This window comes from Kitasatospora sp. NPDC048540, assembly GCF_040651175.1.
In the GTDB taxonomy this organism is placed as follows: Bacteria; Actinomycetota; Actinomycetes; order Streptomycetales; family Streptomycetaceae; genus Kitasatospora.
Genome location: NZ_JBEZIR010000146.1, coordinates 1 through 21241, shown reverse-complemented (window position 1 = coordinate 21241; position 21241 = coordinate 1). Strand labels below are relative to the sequence as shown.

Sequence of the window (21241 nt, the reverse complement as noted above, 5' to 3'; positions counted from 1 at the left end):
TTCCGGCCGCCCGCCCGGCCGGCGGGCCCGCCGGCCGGGTGATCCCGCCGACGGACGCGCCGGCCCACGGCTACGGGACCCGCGGAAGGGGCACCGGGGTGCCGCGGCGCCTGCTGCTGTCGGTCAGCACGGCCACCAGGTCGGCGAGGGCGAGGGCGCCGGCGGGGTCGTCGGCGCGACGGGACAGCCGGCGGACCGGGCCGACCTGGTCCAGCGCGATCCCGGCGCGGGCCAGCACGAAGGTGAGGGTGAGGAAGGCCGAGCGGGCGTTGCCGTCGTCGAACGGGTGGAAGAAGCAGACGTCGAGGTAGGCCCGCGCGGCCCGGGCGGCGGGCGGGAGCCGGGTGTCGTCGCCCTGGGCCAGGCAGGCCTCGAAGCGGCGGCGGGTGTCCGGTGCGATGCCGTACCGTTCGCGGCCGGCCTTGGCGTACGCCGGGCGGGTGCGGAACGCCGCGTCCCGCGAGCGGAGCAGGGTCCGCTGCCAGCCGGTGAGCAGGTCGCAGGTGAGCGGCGCGCCGGCGGCGGCGTCCGCCCGTACCCGGTGCAGGGCTTCGAGCAGGGCGTCCGCCCGTTCGGGGTCGCGGGCGTGGTCGTACGAGCGGATGTCGTGGACGGCGCCGTCGCGGGCCGGGGTGAACGGGCGGTCGCCGGCGGTGGCCCGTGTCCGCTGCCAGGGGACCGTCTCGCGGACGGCGAGCCAGGCCTGCAGGTGGTCGGGCACGGCTCAGGTCCCGTCGGCGTCGCCGAGCGCGTGCGCGAGGCGCTGCGCGACGTCGTCCAGCAGGTCGGGTTCGGGTCCGGTCCAGCTCTCGAACCGTCCGCCGATCGCCTCCGCCACCAGGGCCTGCGCCTGGCCCGCCGGCACGCCCCAGCGGGTGAGGAACCAGGTGAGCACCTGCTCGCAGTGCCCGTACCAGGCGTCGCCCGCGCCGGTGCGGTCGACGACCTGGGTGACCAGGTGGACGGCGGCGCGCTCCCACACCTGCTGCCGGTCCTCGGCCGGGACGGTGTCGAGCCGGTAGCGGTCGAAGTGCTCCGCCAGTTCCTCCAGCCAGGTGCGCCACTCGCACAGGGCCGTCGCGACCCTGGTGAGGGTCGCGTCCGGGGTGGTGATCGAATCCCGTGGGCAGCACCAACCGCCCACCGGTCCGCCGCCGATGTCGCCCTCGTCGTGGGCCCACCGCCAGCCGAGTGCCCAGTCGCCGAAGTGGTCGGCGAGGGCTTCGGTCATGGTGTCCGTCCAGGCCCGTCCCTCGCCGTGGGACCAGCGGATCACGGCGCCGTCGGCGGCGGCTCCGGCCGGACGGACGGGCACCGCGCGGGCGGGCCCGAGCGCGGCGACCGCCGCGCGGGCCGAAGGGCCGTCGAAGGGGTGGCTGCGGGGGTCGGCCTCGGCCCAGGTGAGGTCGTAGGGGGCTCGGTGGTACGGCATCGGCCGAGTGTTTCACGGCGGGCCGCGACACCCTCAAGGGTTTTCCGGACGGTCCGGGCGCCGGCCGTGGGCGGTGCGGTGCGGACCGATTGCCCGGTTCGCCCGGCCCGCCCGGCTGCCGGGTGCGGTTTCGGGGCCCGAAACCTCCTGATCATGCCCGAGTCCTGCCCGGATCGCTCGCGGCGGAGCCGCCCGGCGGTGCGCCGGACCGGCTTGACCTCTATCTCTTGAGGATTACCTGAGCTTTCACCAATTCGCTTTCCGGGGCCGTTCTGCCCGAACGGTCAAAAGCGCTCCCGGGAAAGGGAATTCGCCGCCGGATCGCATTTACAGCGGCGGGTGGACCGACCTAGAGTCCGTGATGCGAATTGTCGTGCCCACGCACGAAGGAAACGAACTCCCGTGAGCAATCTGCTGGTCAGGCGTGCCCCGCGCGCCGAAAGTCCCGCCATGCCGGATGACGAGGTCGAACTCGCCGAGCCCCCGGTGATGGGCGAGCCCGCCGGAATGGATTTCGGCTCCGCGCTGATGTACCTGCCGATGGGTCTCGGTGCGGGCGCGATGGTGCTGATGTTCTCCGTGCGTTCCGCCGGAGCGACCACCTACATGATGTCCGGAATGATGGGCGTCGCGATGGTGAGTATGACGCTCACCCAGCTCGGGCGCTCCGGCGGTGAGCGGCGCCGCCGCACCCGGGCCGAACGGCGCGACTACCTCCGGTACCTGGCGCAGAAACGGCGGCAGGCCCGGACCGCGGCCGACCGGCAGCGCGCCGCCCTGCTGTGGGACAACCCCGAGCCCGGCGAGCTGTGGGCGCTGGCCCGCGGCCCGCGGCTGTGGGAGCGGCGGCCGAGCCACGAGGACTTCGGGCAGGTCCGGATCGGGCTCGGACTGCGCCGCGCGGCCCTGGAGTTCGTCCCGCCGCAGACCAAACCGGTGGAGGACCTGGAGCCGCTGTCGGCGGTGTCGCTGCGGCGGTTCACCAAGGCGCACCAGACCGTGCGCCGGCTGCCCGTCCCGCTGGCCCTGCGGCGCTTCACCAGCGTGGAGCTGGCCGGGGACGGCGAACCCGCGCTCGACCTGCTGCGCGCCGTGGTGGCCCAACTGGCGGTGCTGCACTCGCCGGACGAGCTGAAGATCGCGCTGCTCGCCGACGAGGCGGGCCGCGCGGAGTGGGACTGGCTCAAGTGGCTGCCGCACACCGCGCACCCGGCGCAGCAGGACGCGGCCGGCCCGGTTCGGCTGGCCGCCGGTGACCACGACGGGCTGATGGAGCTGCTCGGCGCGGACGTCGCGGACCGGCCGGACCACGATCCGGCGGCGGGCCCGAGCATCGCCGAGCCGTTCGTGGTCGTCGTCGCCCAGGGCGTCCGGCTGCCGGAGTCCTCCCGGCTGCTCCACGGCGGCCTGCGCAACCTGGTGCTGCTGGACGCCACGGGGGCGATGACCGGCGGGCCCAAGGTGCTGCGGCTGAGCGTGCACGGCCGGCAGGTGGAGATCCCCTCCGGCGCCGACACGATCTCCGCGACCGCGGACGCCCTGCTGCCCGCCGAGGCCGAGACCCTGGCGCGCACGCTCGCGCCGAGGCGCACCGGCGGCGCCGTCGACCTGCTCGACCGCCCGCTGGACCAGGACCTGGAGCTGACCACGCTGCTGGGCATCCGCGACCCGCACCGCTTCGACGTGCCGACGCTGTGGGGTCCGCGGCAGGCGCAGTCCGCCCGGCTGCGGGTGCCGCTCGGGGTGACCGAGGAGGGCGAGGTGGTGGAGCTGGACCTGAAGGAGTCCGCGCAGGGCGGCATGGGGCCGCACGGCCTGCTGATCGGGGCCACCGGGTCCGGGAAGAGCGAGCTGCTGCGCACCCTGGTGCTCGGCCTGGTCGCCACCCACTCCTCCGAGGTGCTCAACCTGGTGCTGGTGGACTTCAAGGGCGGCGCGACCTTCCTCAACCTCGACCGGCTGCCGCACACCTCCGCCGTGATCACCAACCTCGCCGACGAGATCCACCTGGTCGACCGGATGCGGGACTCCATCAACGGCGAGCTGATCCGCCGCCAGGAGCTGCTGCGGGAGTCCGGCCACTCCTCGCTGTTCGAGTACGAGAAGGCGCGGGCCGCGGGAGCCGGGCTGACCCCGCTGCCCTCGCTGCTGATCATCGTCGACGAGTTCTCCGAACTCCTCTCCAGCAAGCCCGAGTTCATCGACCTGTTCGTCTCGATCGGACGGCTGGGCCGCAGCCTCGGGGTGCACCTGCTGCTCGCCTCGCAGCGGCTCGACGAGAGCCGGATCCACAAGGTGGAGGGCCACCTGTCCTACCGGCTCGCGCTGCGCACCTTCTCCTCGATGGAGTCCCGCAGCGTGATCGGTGTCGCGGGCGCGTACGAGCTGCCGTCGGCGCCCGGGCACGGCTACCTCAAGGTGGACACCACCAACCTGGTGCGGTTCAAGGCCGCGTACGTGTCCGGGCCGGCGCCCGAGCCGGCGGGACCGGACGAGGAGCCGGAGCTCGCCTCCCGGGTCCGCGACGAGGTGACCGCGTTCGGCCTCGACCGGCAGGGCCCGGTGCTGTCCGACCCGCCGGAGCCGGCCGGGGAGGCCCTGCGGCCCGGTCCGCGCGCCGGTGCCGCGGGCGGGGAGCCGGGGGCGGCCGGGGAGTCGCCCGGCAGCGGGAGCCTGCTGGAGGTGCTGGTCGGGCGGCTGGAGGAGAGCGGCCCGCCGGCCCGTCAGGTCTGGCTGCCGCCGCTGACCGAACCGCCCAGCCTGGACCAGTTGCTGCCCGGTATCGTGCCCGACCCCGTGCGCGGCATGAGCGCCGCCGACCATCCGGGTGTGGGGCGCCTCACCGTCCCGCTCGGCACGGTGGACCGGCCGTTCGAGCAGTCCCGCGAGCTGCTGGTGGCCGACCTGTCCGGGGCCGACGGCCACCTGGGCCTGGTCGGGGCGCCGCAGACCGGCAAGTCCACCCTGCTGCGCACCCTGGTCCTGGCGCTGGCGCTCACCCACACGCCGGAGGAGGTCCAGTTCTACTGCCTGGACTTCGGCGGCGGCGGGCTGGTGTCGATCGCCGGCCTCCCGCACGTCGGGTCGGTCGCCACCCGGCTGGAACGCGACCGGGTGCTGCGCACCATCGCCGAGCTGACCCAGCTCCTGGAGCGCCGGGAGCGGGAGTTCACCGAACGCGGCCTGGAGTCGATGGCGGCGTACCGGCGGCTGCGCGAGCGGCGCGAGGTGGACGACCCGTACGGCGACGTCTTCCTGGTGGTGGACGGCTGGTTCACCCTGCGCCAGGACTTCGACGACCTTGAGCCGCGGGTGATGGAACTCGCGGTGCGCGGCCTGTCGTTCGGCATCCACCTGGTCGCCTCGGCCGTGCGCTGGTCGGAGATCCGGCCGCGGCTGCGGGACATGCTGGGCACCAAGTTCGAACTGCGGCTCGGTGACGCGCTGGAGTCCGAGGTGGGCAGCCGGATCGCCGCGGCCGTCCCGCACCAGCCGGGCCGTGGCCTGACACCGTCCGGTTACCACTTCCTGGCCGCGCTGCCGCGGCTGGACAGCGACGCGGGAACCGCCGACCTCACCGAGGCGACCAAGGCCGCGGTCGCCGAGATCGGCACCTTCTGGACCGGCCCCGGCGCCCCCGGTGTCCGGCTGCTGCCCGGCCGGCTGCCGGTCGAGCAACTCCCGCCCGCCGAGGGCGACCTGCGGATCTGCCTGGGCCTGGACGAACAGCGCCTGGAGCCGGTCTGGCACGACTTCTCGGCGACCGGGCACCTGATGGTGTTCGGCGACGACGAGACCGGCAAGACCAATGCCCTGCGTCTGGCGATCCGGGGCATCACCGACCGGTACACCCCGGAGCAGGCGCGGATCGCGCTGGCCGACCCCGGGCGCGGCCTGCTGGCCATGGTCCCGGAGGAGTACCGGGTCGGCTACGTGGTCGACCGGGAGTCGCTCGGGCAGCTCGCCGCCAACACCGTGGTCTCGCTGGGCCGGCGGGTCCCCGGCCCCGACATCACCCCCGAGCGGCTCGCCCGGCGCGACTGGTGGAGCGGGCCGCTGCTGTTCCTGGTCGTCGACGACTACGACCTGCTGGCCGCGTCCGCGGGCCAGAGCGCGCCGCTGGCCCCGCTGGTGCCGCTGCTGCCGCACGGCCGCGCGATCGGCCTGCACCTGGTCATCGCCCGCAGTACCTCCGGCGCCATGCGCGCCATGATGGACCCGGTGCTGCGGCCCCTGTGGGAGCTCGGCAATCCGGCCCTGCTGCTCTCCTACCCCAAGGAGGAGGGCAAGTTCCTCGGCGAGGCGAAGCCGCGCACGCTGCCCGCCGGACGCGCCCAACTCGTCACCCGCCGGTCCGTCCGGCTCGTGCAGACCGGATTGGTGACCGCCCCGTGACCCCCGCACCCCGCACCGCACCCCTGCGCGAACCGTTCGCCGTCCCGGAGGTCTGCCGGATCACCGTGGCGGGTCCGGCCGGCCGCAGCGACCTCGCGATCCCCGTCACCCTGACCGTCTCCGCGCTGCAGGCCCTGCTGCTGGACGCCCTGCCCGGCTCCGCCGCCGGAGCCGGCTCCGCGTGGGTGCTGCAGCGGCTGGGCGAGGACCCGTTCGACCCGGCCGGTACCGCGCAGAGCCTGGGCCTGCGCGACGGCGACGTGCTGCACCTGCGGCCCGCCGAAGCCGCTCTGCCCGCCCTGCAGTTCGACGACCTCGCCGACGGGGTAGCGCAGGTGGTCTCCGACCGGCCCGGCCGCTGGCAGCCGCGCTCCACCCGGCTGCTGGCCATCGCCCTGGCCGCCCTGGCCCTGCTCGCCCTCGCGGCGGCCCTGCTCGGCCGCGGTCCCGGTCCGGCCACCGCGGCGGCCGCGGGAGCCGTCGCGGTGCTCCTGGCCGCCGGCGCCGCGGCCGCCCGGAAGGCGGCCCGCGACCGCGCCGCCGCCCTGATCACCGGCGCCGGCTCGCTGCTGTTCGGCGCCCTCGCCGGGCTGGCGTCCGGCGGGCACCACCCGGACGCACCCGGCGTGCTGATCGCCGCCGGCGGCGTGGGCGCGCTGTCCGCCCTGCTGCTCGCCCTGCGGGCGCTGCCGGTCGCGGCCGGCGCCGCCGCCCTGGTCACCGCGGTCTCCGCGGCGGGCGCCGCGGCGCTCGTCCGGCTGACCCACTGGGAGACCGGACAGGCGGTCGCGGTCACCGCCGGGGCGGTGTTCGTGCTCGGCCACTTCGGCCCGCGTCTGGCGCTGCGCGCCGCCCGGCTGCGTGCCCCGCAACTGCCCAACAACGCGGAGGAGTTGCAGCAGGACATCGAGCCCGAGCCGCAGGAACGGGTGGCCCGGCGGGTGGCCGTCGCGACCGCCTGCCTCGACGGGCTGGCCGTGGCCGGTGCCCTGGTCCACACGGCCGGCTTCTGGTACCTGGCGCAGCTGCCCGGGTGGACCGGCTGGCTGGTGCCGCTGGTCTTCGGCTCGGCCGTGCTGCTGCGCGCCCGGGGCCTGACCGGCACCGTGCAGCGGGTGGCGGCGGTCCTGTCCGGTGCCGCCGGGCTGACCGTGCTGCTCCTGGTCCGGGTCGCCCCGGCCGGGGCCGGGGCGAGGGTCACCGTCCTCGTCCTGCTGCTCGCCTCCGCCGCGCTGCTGCTGACGGCCGCCCGACGGCTGCCGGACAGCCGCCCGCTGCCGATCTGGGGCCACCTCGGCGACATCCTCGAACTCCTCACCGCGCTGGCCCTGTTCCCGCTGCTGCTGCAGACCGTCCACCTCTACACCGCCGTCCGGGCGCTGTTCAGCTGAGGGGAGGAGACCCGTGCAGACCCGACGCGACCATGTCCAGGCCTACCAGTTCGCCATGGGCAGGCTGGCCACGGCCCTGGTGAGCGGTGACCCCGGACGCGGCGAGAGCCCGACCAGGCGCGCCGCGCTCGGCACCTTCCTGGGGGCCGGGGTGACCGTCCTGCTGTGCGCCGGCTACGGCGTGTACGGGCTGATCTCGCCGGTCCCGTCGGCCGGTTGGCGCACCCCCGGCTCGATCGTCCTGGAGCAGCAGACCGGCAACCGCTACCTGTACCTCGACGGCGAGCTGCGCCCGGTGCGCAACCGGGCCTCGGCGCTGCTGCTGGCCGGCAGCACCGCCGCGATGCAGACCGCCGACCGCGGCACGCTGGCCGGCGCCCCGCACGGCGCGCCCGTCGGCATCCCCGGCGCGCCGGACGCCGTGCCCGACGCCGCCCGGCTGCTGACCGGCGGCTGGACCCGCTGCCTGCGCCCCGACCTGGCGACCGGCCAGGTCGTGGACTTCGCGCCGCAGGGGCGCACCACCGCGGTACCGGCCGACCGGCAGGCCCTGCTGGCGGGGCCCGACGGCAGGCGCTACCTGCTGTTCGGGGGCGTCCGCTACCCGGTGCCCTCCGACAGTGCACTGATCGCCCTCGGCCTCGACGGCGAGCGGGCGGTGCCGGCCGGGCCCGGCTGGCTGGCCGCCCTGCCCGAGGGCCCGCCGCTGGCCGCCCCGGCCGTGCCCGGCGCGGGCGACCCGGCCGGGCAGGTGGCGGGCGCGGCCGTCACCGTGGGCCAGCTGTTCCGCACCACCACGGGCGGCACCGAGCACCACTACGTGATGCGCTCCGACGGCATCGCCCCGGTCAACGCCACCGAGTCCGCGCTGCTCGCCGCGGTTCCCGGCGCCCCGGCCGTCCGCCAGGTCGGCGCGGCGGACATGGCGAGCACCCCGCTGTCCGCCGCTCCCCCGCCGCCCGACCGCCTGCCCGACGTCCGCAACGCGCCCCCGGCCGGCGCCGCCGGCCAGGTCCTGTGCCTGGCCCAGACACCCGACGGCACCGCGATCGGCACCCGGGTGGTACTGGAGGGCGGCGCCGCGGCCACCGGCGGGCGAACGGTCCTGCTGCCGGCCGACAGCGGGGTCTACGCCGTCGACCAGGCCCAGCTCGCGGCCCGGGCCCCGGCCCCGCGCAGCTATCTGATCGACGACCAGGGCACCGCCTACCCGATCGGCGACGGCCCGGCCGCCGCCCAGCTCGGCCTGGCCGGCCGGCCGAGGACGCCGGTGCCGGCCGAGCTGCTGGCCGCACTCCCGCAGGGCCCGGCGCTGGACGTCGCGGCCGTCCGGGCGACGCTGGGAGGTCGGTGACCGTGCGGCTCAGGACCCGTCCCCGCCGGACCCGCCCCACCGCCTGGCCGTTGCAGTGCCGGGCCGTCGGGCCCGCCCTGCTCGTCCACCCCAAGGGCCCACCGGACCGGCAGGCCGTGGAGTTCACCGCGGGGCTGGCACCGGACCCCCAGCACACCCCCGTCGTCCTCGACCTGCCGCACGGCGCGCCGCACAGCGTCTGGGACGCGGTGGCCCGGCTGCTCGCCGGGCGGCCCGGCAGCCTGCGGCTGGTCTTCGGGCGCGCCACCCCGGCGGAGGCCCGGTGGGCCGGGCAGCGGATCGCCGACCGGCTGCGGCGGGTCGTGCTGGTCCCCGACGGCCGGCCGGTACCCACCGCGGGCGGCGGCCTGTTCGTCCCGATCGACCACGGCGCCGGCTGGCTCCAGCTGCGCCCGGACGCGCCCGCGCGGCCGGAGTCGCGCCGCTACCCGCGCCCGATGTGGGAGTTCACCACCCTCGACCGGCCGTGGGCGACCAGCCCGTACGGCGTGGTCGAGTCGGTGCCGTGCGGTGTCTGGCTGCGCGGCGCCCGGCCGAACGCCCTGCACGACGGCTGGCGCAGGCTGGTGGAGTCGCTGCCCACCGACCCGCAGGTGCTGACCGTGGTGCTCGGCAGCCCGGGCGGCCCCGCGGTGCCGCTGGCCGACGCGTTCGGCCTGTGGAACACCGTGCTGCCGTCGGCCCGCCGTCAGGTGCGGTTCGTCCCGTACGGGCCGGTCGCGCTGCCCTCCGGGGCCGGTGCGCTCGGCCAGGAGCTGGCGGACGCCTTCGGCGAGCACGTGGTGGTGTGCGCCGGTCTGCCCGTGCTGCCGGCCGGGCACGACGCCCCGCCGGACGTGCGCGGCCTGCTGCCCGACGGCTCCCCGGGGTGGCAGCCGTTCGCCGCGCAGTACCGCTATTCGCCGCGCCGCCACCCGCTCGCCGAGACGGCGCCACCGGAGCTGCTCGGGGTGCGCAGCCCGCTGCCGGGCCTGGCGCACGTCGGCGCCGGTGTCTTCGAGCTGGCCCCCGACACGGTGCTGGAGATCGTGCAGTCCGGGCTGTGGGTGCGTCCGGCGCTGGAGCCCTACGGCGGCAACGACATCCGGCGGCGCCCCGCCCCGTGGGGCCACGCGGCGCTGCTGTACGACCGCAGCGAACCGGCGCGCGCCGAACGGATGCACGCCTTCGCGCAGGACCTGCTGTGGCGGCTCCCGCCGGATGCCAGGGACGCCTTCCGGATCGCGCCCGCCGACGCCCCGGGCCTCGCCGCGCCCGCCGAGCAGGCCGGTCCGTGGTCGCTCGGCGAGCCGGTGGCGATGGACGACAACACCCGCCCGGGCACGGCTCCCCGGTCGGCTCCGCGCCGGCCCGCGCACCTCGCGTTCTGGGCGACGGCCGACTCCGCGACCGCGGCCGGCTCCGGACCGGTGGTGGCGGGGACGGCGGGGGCGGGGGCGGCCGGCGCCCCGGCGCGGCTCATCTCCCTCGGCGGTCCGCGGACCCGCCGCCGTGCGGGCGTCCGGCCCGCCGGAGGCACGGTGGAGGACCTCGCGGTGACCGGCGCAGCCGACACCCGGGCCGCGGCGCCCGCGGCCCGGGTGCCCGTCCCTGACGCCGCGCCGGCCCTGCCCTCGGTCCACTCCGCCCCGGCCGGGTCCGGACATCCCTCGGCGCCCGCGCGGCCGTCCGGGGCCCTGCTCAGCTCCGCCGGGCCGGCGTCCGGCGCACCCGGCACGCCCGCGACGCCCGGCACCGCACTGCCGCAGACGACGTCGGCACCGGTGTCCGTGCCGGGCGGGCCGCCCGGCGCCGCGGGCGGAGCACAGGTGGCCGTGGCGGGCGGGCCAACGCCCGCTCAGGTAGCGGCTGACCCGTTCGACACCCGTATGGTGCGCTCCACCGGCGCCGGCCTCGAGGCCGGGCCGTACCCGGCCGAGGGGCGGGTGCCCGGCGCACCGACCCGCGACGAGCCGCCGACGCCCGCGGCCCCGGGCGGCCCGGCGCCGGTCCCGGAGCCCGTCCTCGCACCGCCGGCTCCCCCGGCCGGGCCGCCGACGCCCGCGGCCGACGGCCCCGCCGCACCGCCGACCGAGGACCCGGCCGCACCGCCGGTCCCCGCCCGGCCCGACGCACCCGTGCCCGGGGAGGACCTGCCGCGGCCTCCGGCGCCGTCCGGGACGTCCGAACCGTCCGAGGCACCGGCGACGCCCGCGCCACCGGCCGCCCGTCCCGCGCGCCTGCCCGGGATCCGGCTGGAGTCGCTCGCCCCGCCGGAGCCGGTCCCCGCCGCGCCGCGCGCCGTACCGGACCGGTCCCCCGCCCCGGCCGTCGTACCGGTCCCCGCCCTGGCGGCCGCATCCGCGGTCCGGGTGCAGCCGGTGCCCGCGGCGGACGCGAGCGCCGTACCGCACGAGCGCGGGATGGCCCGGGAACGGGAGTGGGTGTGGCGCACCTTCGCCCGGCAGTTCAACGCGGCCTCCGGCACGGTGTCCCGGGTGCTGTCCGAATCACCGGGGCTTCGCGGCGCCACCCGGGCCGAGGAGACCGACGCGTTCACCGACCTCGCCGCCCTGCGGCTCTACCTCACCGGCGACGGCGCGGCGCTGGACGCCGCGGTCCGGACGGCGACCGTCGGACCGCACGTGCCGCTGGCCCGCTGCGTGGCGGCAGGTCTGCGGCGGCTGCCGTCCCACCGCGGCGCCACGCTGCTGCGCGCCGCCCTGCACCCGTCCGAACGGGCCTGGTACCGCCAGGGCGACGTGCTGACCGAGTGGGCCTTCTGCACCGCGTGGGCCCGCACCGCGGAGCCGGTGACCGGCGCGACCGACTTCCTGATCTGGTCGCTGACGGCCCGCCGGACCGCCCTGCTCGCCCCGGCCGCCCCGGACCGGGTGGTGTTCCCGCCCGGGACGAGGTTCCGGGTGCTGGGCTCCGACGACCAGGACCGACTGCTGCTGCGCGAACTCTCCGCCTCGGAGGGTTCGGAGAACAGGAAGACGAACGTGCCACTCGACGAGATCGCCCTGGACGGCCTGGCCCGGGCCGCCGACGGCCCCGCCTCGCCCGCCCGCACCGGCGGCGACGCCGGACCGACCCCGCCGGTCCCGGGCACCGCGCCCGGTCTGCTCCCCCGCACCGCGCCGAAGGCGGTGGCGGCATGAGCCGGCGGCTGCTGGTCTCCCGGGAACGGCCGGGCGCGTACCCCACCATCGCCGCGGCACTGGCCGACGCGGTCGACGGGGCCCTGATCACGGTGGCCGCGGGCCGGTACGAGGAGGCGCTCACCGTCACCAGGCCGGTGACGCTGGCCGCCGAGGACGGCGACGGCCCGGTGGTGCTGCACGCGGCCACCGGCAGCACCGTGGTGGTGGACGCCGAGGCGGTGCGCCTGTCCGGTCTGGAACTCTCCGGCGCCGACGCCGAGGCGCCGGTGCTGGAGGTGCGGCGCGGGCAGGCGGCGCTGGACGGCTGCCGGCTGTCCGGTGAGTCCTGGGCCGCGGTGCTGGCCTGGCAGGACGGTGTACTGGCGCTGCGCGCCTGCGAGGTGTCCAACGCCCGGGGCGCCGGCATCGTGGTGACCTCGGCCGGCGCGAGCCTGGTGGAGCAGTGCGTCCTCACCGACATCGCCTCCTCCGCGTTCGTCATCGCCGAGCACGGCGAACTGACGGTCCGTGACTGTTCGCTGGTGCGACCGCGGGGCAACGGGATCTGCGTCAACGGCCGGGGCGCCGTGGTGGTCGAAGGCGGGCGGATCGAGGGCAGCGGAAAGCCCGCGGTCGCGGTGGAACAGGACGGCCGGGCCCGGCTGAGCAGCCTCTCCGTCAGCGGGAGTTCGACGCTGGACGCCTATCTGACCAGTCAGGGTGCAACGGTCCTGACCGACTGCTCGTTCACCGGCTCCCGGGGCACCTCGGTGCACGTCGGCGCCGGGGCCCGGCCCGTGCTCCGCGGCTGCGGGATCGGCCCGGCCGCCGACGGCGGGATCCGGGTCGGCGAGGGGTCCGCGGCCCGGCTTGAGGGCTGCCGGATCGTCGGAACGCCGGTCGGCCTGCTGGTGGAGGGCGGCTCCGAGACGGTCTGCGAGAAGACCTCCTTCGCCGGGACGACCACCGCCGCGGTGTCCGTGACCGACGCCGGCCGGCTGTCGGCCCGTGAGACGGAGGTCGAACTCGACCGCGGCTGCGGGATCGTGCTGGGCGAGGGGGCCAGTGCCGAGCTGGACGGTGTGCGGGTGCTCGCCACCGGCGGGGACGCGGCCCTGACCCTGGACGCCGGCGCCCGCGCCGAGCTGCTCTCCTCGTTGCTCCGCGGCGGTCCGGCGCTGGTCGGCGACGGCGCCGGACTGGACTGCCGGGACAGCGAGTTCACCGGATCCGGCGGGGACGGCATCCGGGTCGCCGAGGGCGGTTCGCTCACCGCGGTCGGCTGCCGGATCACCGGGGCCCGCCGCCACGGCGTCCAGCTGCTGCCCTCCGCGCGGGCCGAGTTGGACAACTGCGCGGTGTGCGACAACGGCGGTGACGGGGTGCGCTCCGCGACCGACGGGCCGGTGCGGATCCACGACTGCGAGATCCGCGGCAACGCCGGCGCGGCCGTCGGCCGGGTCCGCGGCGCCGGGGAGCCGGACGTCGCCCGGCTGGACACCGACGGTGGCGGCCCGCCGCCGGACGCGGCCGCCGCCGGCCTGTCCGACGCCCCGGCGGCCCCCGGTGCGGCGGAGGCGACGGGCCTGGGCACCGGCCCGCTGGCCGACCTGGACGCCCTGGTCGGACTGGAGAGCGTCAAGCGCGAGGTCACCGGCCTGATCAACGTCAACAAGCTGGCCCAGCGGCGGCAGGAGATGGGCCTGCCGATGCCGCCGATGAGCCGCCACCTGGTCTTCGCGGGCCCGCCGGGGACCGGCAAGACCACCGTGGCACGGCTGTACGGGGCGGTGCTGGCCGAACTGGGCATCCTCAGCCAGGGCCACATCGTCGAGGTGGCGCGGGCCGACCTGGTGGCGCAGATCATCGGCGGCACCGCGATCAAGACCACCGAGGTCGTCAAGAAGGCGCTCGGCGGAGTGCTCTTCATCGACGAGGCCTACACCCTGACCAACCAGTCCCGCGGCACCGGGCCGGACTTCGGGCAGGAGGCCGTCGAGACGCTGATGAAGCTGATGGAGGACCACCGCGACGAGATCGTGGTCATCGTCGCCGGGTACTCGGCGCAGATGGAGCAGTTCCTCGCCTCCAACCCCGGCATGGCCTCTCGGTTCTCCCGTACCGTCGAGTTCCCCAACTACAGCTCGGACGAGCTGGTCACCATCGTCCAGGGCCTGTGCGGCAAGCACTACTACGAGCCCGACGAGGACGCGGTGGCGGCGCTGCACCGCTACTTCGAGGAGGTGCCGAAGAGCGCCACCTTCGGTAACGGCCGGGTCGCCCGGCAGGTCTTCGAGGAGATGATCAACCGGCAGGCCTCCCGGCTGGCCACGGAACCTCCGGACAGCGACCGGGAGTTGTCCCGCCTGACCGGCTCCGACGTGATCACCATGCCGAGCGCACAGGCCGACCCGGAGGCACCGGGTGAACCGACCCGACCCGAGGCGCCGGGCGAGGCGACCGCGCCTGCCGTGCCGGGCGCAGCGGAGCCGCCGACCGGGCCGGCCGCGGGCCGGTCCGCGCTGGAGCGCCTCGACGCCATGACCGGCGCCGAGGAGGCCCGCGCCGCGCTGCGCGAACGGCTGCTGCTGATCGCGCGGGCCCGCCGGGCGGGCGCCCCGACCGGCCCCACCCCGCACCTGGTGATCCAGGGCGCACCGGGCAGCGGACGCCGGGCCCTGGCCCGGGTGTACGCCCACGCCCTCACCGAACTCGGCCTGCTGGCCACCGGTTCGACCACGCACCTGGCGCTGTCGGCCGTGCCGGCCCGCTGGCCCGAGCAGCCGCTGGTGCGGCTGACCGCCGCGGTGGCCGACGCCGCGGGCGGGGTGCTGGTCCTCGAGGCGGACCCGGCCTTCGCCGGGCGCGGGCCCGACGAGTGTGACGCCGTCCTCGCGGCGCTGGCCACCGCGGCCCGGGGCGCGGAGGGCACCGTCCTGGTGCTGACCGGCAGCGGCCCGTACCTGATCGACACCCTGCGCGGCCGGGCCGAGCTGGCCGAGGCCTTCGCGCAGTACGTCGAGCTCGCCGACTACACGGCCGAGCACGCACTGGAGCTGACGTTCCGTCACCTGTCGTCCCACGGGATGCGCCTGGACGAGGAGGCGACCGCCGCACTGGCCGACGCCCTCGCCGCGCAGCCCGCGCAGCGCACCGCGTACGCGGCGCACCGGCTGGCCGAGCGCATCGCCGCCACCGCGCGCGAGCGCACGGTCACCCTGGACGACCTCACACGTCCTCGGGCGGGCACCGGCTCCCGCCCCGAGGCCGAACGACCCCAGCCGGAAACCGTACCCGCACACTCTTGAGAGGAAGCGTCATGGCACAGCAGCTCACCCAGGTCGAACTGGCGGGCATGACCGCCGCCCAGGGCACGTTCCAGAACGCGGTGGACTCCGCGACCAGCTCCTACGCCCAGATCGAGGGCCAGGTGGAGGCCCTGCACGGCAGCTGGCAGGGCGAGGCCGCCACCATCTACGGCCAGGCCATGCAGGAGTGGCTCGCCGACTTCCGCAGCCTCAACCAGGCGCTGACCAAGATGTTGGAGACGCTGTCCGCCAACACCCACGTGTACGCCAACACGCACCAGGACACCTCGCAGGTGGCCCACCAGGTCGCGGCGCAGGTCAGCGCGGGCAGCGGGCTCGTCGGCTTCCCGCTCTGACCCCGGCACCACCCCACCCCCGCCCCACCCCCCTACCGAGGAGAGATCAGCATGAGCACGTACAGGGTCCAGATGGACCAGGTCGAGACCATCGTCGGCGAGATGGCCTCCATCACCCAGAAGATCAACCAGGCGCTGGCCGACCTCGACAACCAGTCGACGGTCCACCTCGCCGAGTGGACCAGCGCCGCGCGCGACACCTACGCGCAGGTCAAGGTCCAGTGGGACAACGCCGCGGCCGACATGACCGAGAAGGCCGCCACCGCGACCCAGATGCTGGGCACCATCAACGAGTACTACTTCTACGGCGAGCGCTCCGGCGTCCAGCTCTGGTCGTGACCCGCCGATGGCCGACAGCAAGCAGGACCTCGACTACTTCAAGCACAACGGCTCGTCCTCGGGCAGCGGTGGCGGTGGCGGGGGCAGTGTGAAGCACCCCAAGGAGTTCGGCGGCGACACCTCGGTCGCCGCCGGGCACGGCCACTACGACACCTCGTCGGGGTTCACCGCGCCGACCGTCCCGCCACCGCCGGGGAAGGCGGGGACCGGGACCACCGTGAGCACGGCCTCGCTGGACAGGTTCGCCGACAACATCGCCTCGCTCATCGCACCGGTGGAGGCGGCGAAGAAGGCGCTGCGGCCGGTCGGTGTGCACCCGGGCAACTTCTACCACGCCTCGGCGATCCAGCAGAAGGTCAACGGTCTGGACGAGGACGCAGGTCTGAAGGGCGAGTGCCTCGCGGCGCTCACCGACCTCGGTCACGCACTCGGTGATCTGCACGACGGTGTGAAGAAGTTGAGCGGCCAGTACAAGACCATCGAGGACGCCAACAAGATGACCGCCAAGGACCTCCACCAAGCCGTGGCGGGGGCGACCGGGAAGTTCAACACGTTCATCGACGACGCGGGCGGCGATCCCGCCAGCGGTCCGGCCGGCGGCCCGGCCGGTGGCGCGGGCGACGGCGGCAGCCAGGGGACGGGCGGCGGCCGGCCCGGCACCGGCGGCAGCGCCGGCGGTGCCGCCGGCGCCGGCCACACCACCGGAAAGCACGACTGATCGGCGCACGGTCCGCCGCCGCCCCCGAACCCCCGGGGGCGGCGGCGGGCGGCGCGCGCACAGCGACCAGGAGGGGTCATGGGAGACAAGAGCACGGACACCGGCAGCAGCGACGACGACTTCACCACGGACGACAACGGCGTCCTCTTCGGCAATCCCACCGGTGGCAGCTTCCACGTCCAGGACTACCGGACATGGGACTGGCACCACATCCAGGCCGCGATCATCGGCATGAGCAACGGGGTGTCCGACGCGGCCAACCTCGCCCTGGCCAAGTCGGTGGCCGATCCCCAGTCGCTCCAGGACGCGGCCGACGCCTTCTACCAGGTCCAGCTGGTCTTCGACGGAGTCGCCCGGTCCCTCGCCGACCAGGGCGACGCGCTGGCAGGCAAGGACGGCGTGTGGACCGGCGATGCCGCCGACAGCTTCCTGGACATGATCACGTTGTTCTCCCGGCAGGTCGGCGCGGTCGCCGACAAGATCTCGGGCGGGAACTCGGGCGGGAACTCCGTCCCGCAGCAGCTGGCCGACAACGCGGTCAACCTCCGCAACGCCCAGAACAAGATCATCGAGATCGACAACTGGTACGCTAACCAGGCGGACCTGATGGGCTACCACGCGATGTCCAACGGCCTGGTGCCGGTCAGCAAGGCCCCCGGCGTGGTCGAGCTGATGAACCGGGACATGCGGCAGGTCCTGCTGAGTCTCGCCACCGAGTACCAGGTCACCATCGACAAGATCTCGTCGCCGGACCCCATCACCTCGCCGCTGGGCGGGGGCGGCGGCACCGGCCAGCCGAACCCCAGCGACCTGCCGAACCTCACGACCGCCGACGGGACCAAGATCTCCCCCAAGTCGGGTCTCGGGGTGGAGCCCCTCCCGACCAAGCTCGACGCGCTGAAGCTGCCGAACCTGAGTGCCGCCGCCGGCAAGCTCGGCGACGGCCTGGGCGGGCCGAAGGCGGCCGTGGCCCCCTTCGACGGCGGCCTGGTCACCAAGGGCGCCGGCGCCCTCGGCGGCGCACCCACGCTCGCCGACCTGGCCGGCGGCCCGCTCGGCCTCGACGGCCTCGCCGGCGGCCCCGCCGGGTTCCCCGACGGCACGGGCACCGGCGGGCCGGGCGCGCTCGACCCGGGTTCGCTCGGCGCCGCGAACGCCGGCCCCTTCGCCGGGGGGACCGGCACCGACGGCACCGGGAACCTCAGCAGCGTCTCCCCCCTGCCACCCTTCGACACCGGTGGCACCGGCGGCATCGGCGGCCTCGGCTCGGCGGTGCCGCTGCCGGGCGCGTTCCCCGGCGGCACCGGCCTGGGCGGCACCGGCACCGTGGGCGCCGGTAAGGGCGGCATCGGCACGGGCGGTCTCGGCGACAGCCTCGGCACGGCCGACCCGGGCACCTGGTCGTCGCTGCCCCCCGTCGGCGCGTTCCCCGGCGGCCTCGGCACGGGCGGCACCGGAAACCTGGGCAGCGGCCTGACCGGCGGGAAGCCCGCCACCTTCCCCGGCGGCCTCGGCACCGGTGGCACCGGAGGCGTGGGCGGCGGCGCGACCGGCGGGAAGCCCGTCGCGTTCCCCGGCGACCTCAGCACCTCCGCCGGACTGCCCACCGGTCTCCCCGGCCTGTCCACGGGATCCGACTTCCCCGGCCTCGGGCAGGCGGGGGTGGCGTTCCCCGGGAGCCTGTCGACCGGCGGTCTGGGCGGCGCGGGCATGCCGTTCCCGCCGGGCCTCGGCGGCGGCACCGGTGGCCAGCCGACCACCACCAACAACGAACGCAGCGACGCCTCAGGCCTGTTGGAGCACAACGCCGACCCCTGGGCCGGCTCCACCGACGTCGGCGACGACCTCGCTACCCACCTCGGCACCGCCACCGGCGGCGAAGGCCTCACCCTCCCCACCGGCACGCCCGGCCTCCACGAAGGCACCGTCCCCGGCACGGGCATGCCCTTCCCGCCGGGCCTCGGCAGCGGCACCGGTGGCCAGCCGACCACCACCAACAACGAACGCAGCGACGCCTCAGGCCTGTTGGAGCACAACGCCGACCCCTGGGCCGGCTCCACCGACGTCGGCGACGACCTCGCTACCCACCTCGGCACCGCCACCGGCGGCGAAGGCCTCACCCTCCCCACCGGCACACCCGGCCTCCACGAAGCCACCCTCCCCGGCACGGGCATGCCCTTCCCGCCGGGCCTCGGCAGCGGCAGCGCCGGCCAGCCGACCACCACCAACAACGAACGCAGCGACGCCTCAGGCCTGTTGGAGCACAACGCCGAGCCGTGGACCACCGGGACCGGCGGCGAAGCCGCCGAGACGGGCACCGCGGCCGGCGGCGAGGGCCTGACGCTGCCCTTCCTCCCCGTCGAGGCCGCGGCGGCGCCCGAACGGGAGCGGGACGGTGACCGGGAACGCCGGGAGGCGGGTGCCATCGCGCTCACGGTCGGCGAGGCCGCGGCGCTCTGGGCCGGGAGCGCCACCCGACCGGGGAAGCCCGGTCCCGAGGACGGAGCGGAGGCCGGACCTGCGGCTGCCGCCGAGGACCCGGCGGAGGAGGGCGCCGGTACCGAGCAGGCGCCCGCTGCGGTCGCGCTCCCCGCGGCCGCCGGTGACGGGGAGCCGGACACCGGCTGGGACGTCGCCGGTGCCGCGTTCGCGCCGCTGCTCTGGGCGGCCTCCACCGAGGAGGAGGCGGACGTCACCGCCGAAGGACCCGCCACCGCCGACGAGGGCACCTGGGGGGTGCCGGCCGCGGCCGAGCCGTCGTTCGCCACCTGGCAGCCCAACCGCACCGGCGAGGCCGCCGCCACCCCCGCGGCAGCCGCCCTCGCCGGAGCCGCACTGTCCTGCTCCACCGAGGACATCGCACCCGACCCCGAGGAGGAGCCCGCCGAGGCGGCGCAGGAGGAGGCCCCGGTACGCGGCGCCGCCGACCTGCTCGTCCAGGAGCGCGACCTGTGGGGCGCCTCGGACGCGCCGGGCCTCGGCGCCATCATCTGACCAGAGCCGGGAGAGGAACCATGAGCTCGACGTACGACCAGGAGATCGAGGAACTCCTCGCCCTGTACCAGCGGCAGCGTGCGGGCGCGGCCGAGACCCGACGCCGGATCAACGGGACCACCGGGACGGCGACCGCGCCCCGGCAGACCGTCAAGGTGACCGCCAACGCCCAGGGCGAGGTGACCGCGATCGAGTTCCCCACCGGCGCCTTCCGACGGCTCACCCCCAAGGAACTCTCGGAGGCCCTGCTGACCACCATCGCCGAGGCCCGGCGCGACGCCTTGGAGCAGGTCACCCACCTGACCGACCTCCGACTGCCGTCGGGGGCGAGCGCCGCCGCCCTGCTCCGGGGCACCGCCGACCCCGCGGACCTGCTCTCCGAGGAGCCCGGTATGCCGGACCAGGTACGCGACTACATCGACAACGGACTCGACAACGGGAGCAGCCGTGGCTGACCGTACTTTCGCCGTGGACCCCGAGGGCCTGCGCGAACCACTCACCCGGGTACGGGAGATCGCCTCCGAGTTCCACGGCATCGGCGCCGGCCTCACCGAGCGGCTCGCGGCCATCGGTCCGTGCTGGGGCGACGACGAGTCCGGCCGGCAGTTCGCCGAGGTCTACCGGGGACCTCGGGACCAACTCCTGCACGGCTTCTCGGCGATGGCCGAGGTCGTGAACCAGACCGCCGACGGCATCGACACCATGGCCAAGAACTTCCGGAAGCTGGAGGACGACAACGCCGCGCACGCGAAGACCCTCAACGGCGGCGCCGGCCACGCGCCCGCCACCGGCGGGCACGAGGGCGGCGGCCAGCACTCGACCAGGCCGGGGAAGCGGTGACGATCCAACTGCCCCCCGAGCTGACCTGGGTCGCCTCCCTGGCGGTCGGTTCGCGGTGGCCGAAGGGCGACGAGGACGCCATGGCCGTCCTGGGCCACGCCTGGGAGGACGCCCAGCGGCGGCTGATCGGCCTCGTCGACCGGCTCGGCACCGCGGGCAGCGCCGTGCTCCAGCACGTCGGCGGCCAGGTGGCGGACCAGTTCCACCGGTTCGTGCAGAGCCTGCACACCAGCATCCCCGAGGTCGCCAACGCCTCGGGGCAGCTGGGCCTCGCCGCGCGGAACACCGGGGTGCAGCTCCAGCACGGGAAACTGATGATCCTCGCCCAGCTGGTGTGGCTGGCGGGCGAGATCGTCGACCTGTCGTTCTGGGCCCCGGAGGCGATTCCGGCCGCCATCACCTCGACGCGGGTGGCGGTCATGATGATCCTCCGCCGGCTGATGCAGGCCATCATCACCGGCGCGGCCCTGATGGCCGGCATGGACCTGGGGATCCAGGCGATCCAGCGGCTCATGCACGACCGCACCTCGTGGGACTGGTCCTCGGTGGGCACCTCGGTCGCGAGCGGCGCGATCGGCGGAGGGGTCGGCGGAGTGATCGGCGAGGGCGCGCGCGGCCTCTTCAAGGATGCGGCCAACACGCTGGTCGGCAAGGGCGCCATCGGCGGAATCAACGGAATCGCCGGCAGCACGGTGCTGTCCGCCGCCTTCGGCGGCCCGAACGACGTCCTCATGGCGGGCGCCGGCGGGCTGGCCGGCGGGATGTTGGCCGGCAGCGGCAGGCGCCGCCGTGGCGGCGGCCCGACCCCCAAGATCGACGGCGTCGACGTCCACGTCCCGCCGGCCGTACACCTGCCCGGCGGCGAGGGTCCCGAAGGCGCCCGCGGCAGCGGCCCGGCAAGGACGGGCGCGGGGACGGGCGGCGCCGACCTGTCGGCGGCCGGCGGCCCGGGCGGCGGGCACCGGGGC

13 protein-coding genes and 1 pseudogene are annotated in these 21241 nt (G+C 75.9%); 12 read left to right on the top strand and 2 right to left on the bottom strand.

Annotated features, from left to right (window positions below; translation table 11 throughout):
* Positions 1 to 70 precede the first annotated feature (70 nt).
* Positions 71 to 721: a Fic family protein gene (locus AB0D08_RS35330; protein ID WP_359894387.1), complete on the bottom strand. Its 651-nt coding sequence runs from the start codon at positions 719 to 721 to the stop codon at positions 71 to 73.
* A gap of 3 nt (positions 722 to 724) precedes the next feature.
* Positions 725 to 1432, bottom strand: a complete 708-nt coding sequence (locus AB0D08_RS35325; protein WP_359894385.1) for a hypothetical protein — start codon at positions 1430 to 1432, stop codon at positions 725 to 727.
* Between the two features lie 450 nt (positions 1433 to 1882).
* Between AB0D08_RS35325 and eccCa the strand changes: the two genes are divergently transcribed.
* The 12 genes and pseudogenes from eccCa to AB0D08_RS35265 form a co-directional block, all read left to right on the top strand.
* Positions 1883 to 5827, top strand: a complete 3945-nt coding sequence (gene eccCa / locus AB0D08_RS35320) for a type VII secretion protein EccCa (RefSeq protein ID WP_359894384.1) — start codon at positions 1883 to 1885, stop codon at positions 5825 to 5827.
* Positions 5824 to 7218 (top strand): type VII secretion integral membrane protein EccD, encoded by a 1395-nt coding sequence (gene eccD / locus AB0D08_RS35315; RefSeq protein WP_359894382.1) that lies wholly within the window; start codon positions 5824 to 5826, stop codon positions 7216 to 7218. Before eccCa ends, eccD begins: the two co-directional genes overlap by 4 nt.
* 13 nt (positions 7219 to 7231) lie before the next feature.
* The gene (gene eccB, locus AB0D08_RS35310; protein WP_359894380.1) at positions 7232 to 8572 is read left to right on the top strand and encodes a type VII secretion protein EccB; all 1341 of its coding nucleotides are present in this window, start codon (positions 7232 to 7234) and stop codon (positions 8570 to 8572) included.
* Between the two features lie 2 nt (positions 8573 to 8574).
* The gene (locus tag AB0D08_RS35305) at positions 8575 to 11736 is read left to right on the top strand and encodes a hypothetical protein (RefSeq protein WP_359894378.1); all 3162 of its coding nucleotides are present in this window, start codon (positions 8575 to 8577) and stop codon (positions 11734 to 11736) included.
* The gene (locus AB0D08_RS35300) at positions 11733 to 15026 is read left to right on the top strand and encodes a right-handed parallel beta-helix repeat-containing protein (RefSeq protein ID WP_359894377.1); all 3294 of its coding nucleotides are present in this window, start codon (positions 11733 to 11735) and stop codon (positions 15024 to 15026) included. The genes AB0D08_RS35305 and AB0D08_RS35300 overlap by 4 nt, the downstream gene beginning before the upstream one ends.
* Positions 15027 to 15037: 11 nt before the next feature.
* Entirely contained in the window at positions 15038 to 15382 is a 345-nt protein-coding gene (locus tag AB0D08_RS35295) for a WXG100 family type VII secretion target (protein WP_359894375.1), read from the top strand.
* Between the two features lie 51 nt (positions 15383 to 15433).
* The gene (locus tag AB0D08_RS35290; protein WP_359894373.1) at positions 15434 to 15721 is read left to right on the top strand and encodes a WXG100 family type VII secretion target; all 288 of its coding nucleotides are present in this window, start codon (positions 15434 to 15436) and stop codon (positions 15719 to 15721) included.
* Between the two features lie 7 nt (positions 15722 to 15728).
* A complete protein-coding gene (locus AB0D08_RS35285) occupies positions 15729 to 16439 on the top strand; it encodes a hypothetical protein (protein ID WP_359894372.1) in 711 nt (236 codons plus the stop codon).
* Between the two features lie 78 nt (positions 16440 to 16517).
* Positions 16518 to 19433 carry a hypothetical protein gene (locus tag AB0D08_RS35280; RefSeq protein WP_359894370.1) on the top strand — a complete coding sequence of 972 codons (2916 nt, stop codon included), beginning with the start codon at positions 16518 to 16520 and terminating at the stop codon, positions 19431 to 19433.
* A gap of 20 nt (positions 19434 to 19453) precedes the next feature.
* Positions 19454 to 19888 (top strand): YbaB/EbfC family nucleoid-associated protein, encoded by a 435-nt coding sequence (locus AB0D08_RS35275; protein ID WP_359894368.1) that lies wholly within the window; start codon positions 19454 to 19456, stop codon positions 19886 to 19888.
* Complete coding sequence (locus AB0D08_RS35270) at positions 19881 to 20273, top strand: hypothetical protein (RefSeq protein ID WP_359894367.1); 393 nt, start codon at positions 19881 to 19883, stop codon at positions 20271 to 20273. Before AB0D08_RS35275 ends, AB0D08_RS35270 begins: the two co-directional genes overlap by 8 nt.
* A pseudogene (locus tag AB0D08_RS35265) lies at positions 20270 to 21241 on the top strand (hypothetical protein); the annotation flags it as partial. The gene AB0D08_RS35270 and the pseudogene AB0D08_RS35265, both read left to right, overlap by 4 nt.

Coding starts and splice junctions, on each gene's coding strand:
- AB0D08_RS35325 (WP_359894385.1), bottom strand. CDS start 1,432: ATGCCGTACCACCGAGCCCCCTACGACCTCACCTGGGCCGAGGCCGAC.
- eccCa (WP_359894384.1), top strand. CDS start 1,883: ATGCCGGATGACGAGGTCGAACTCGCCGAGCCCCCGGTGATGGGCGAG.
- AB0D08_RS35300 (WP_359894377.1), top strand. CDS start 11,733: ATGAGCCGGCGGCTGCTGGTCTCCCGGGAACGGCCGGGCGCGTACCCC.
- AB0D08_RS35295 (WP_359894375.1), top strand. CDS start 15,038: ATGGCACAGCAGCTCACCCAGGTCGAACTGGCGGGCATGACCGCCGCC.
- AB0D08_RS35290 (WP_359894373.1), top strand. CDS start 15,434: ATGAGCACGTACAGGGTCCAGATGGACCAGGTCGAGACCATCGTCGGC.
- AB0D08_RS35285 (WP_359894372.1), top strand. CDS start 15,729: ATGGCCGACAGCAAGCAGGACCTCGACTACTTCAAGCACAACGGCTCG.
- AB0D08_RS35280 (WP_359894370.1), top strand. CDS start 16,518: ATGGGAGACAAGAGCACGGACACCGGCAGCAGCGACGACGACTTCACC.
- AB0D08_RS35275 (WP_359894368.1), top strand. CDS start 19,454: ATGAGCTCGACGTACGACCAGGAGATCGAGGAACTCCTCGCCCTGTAC.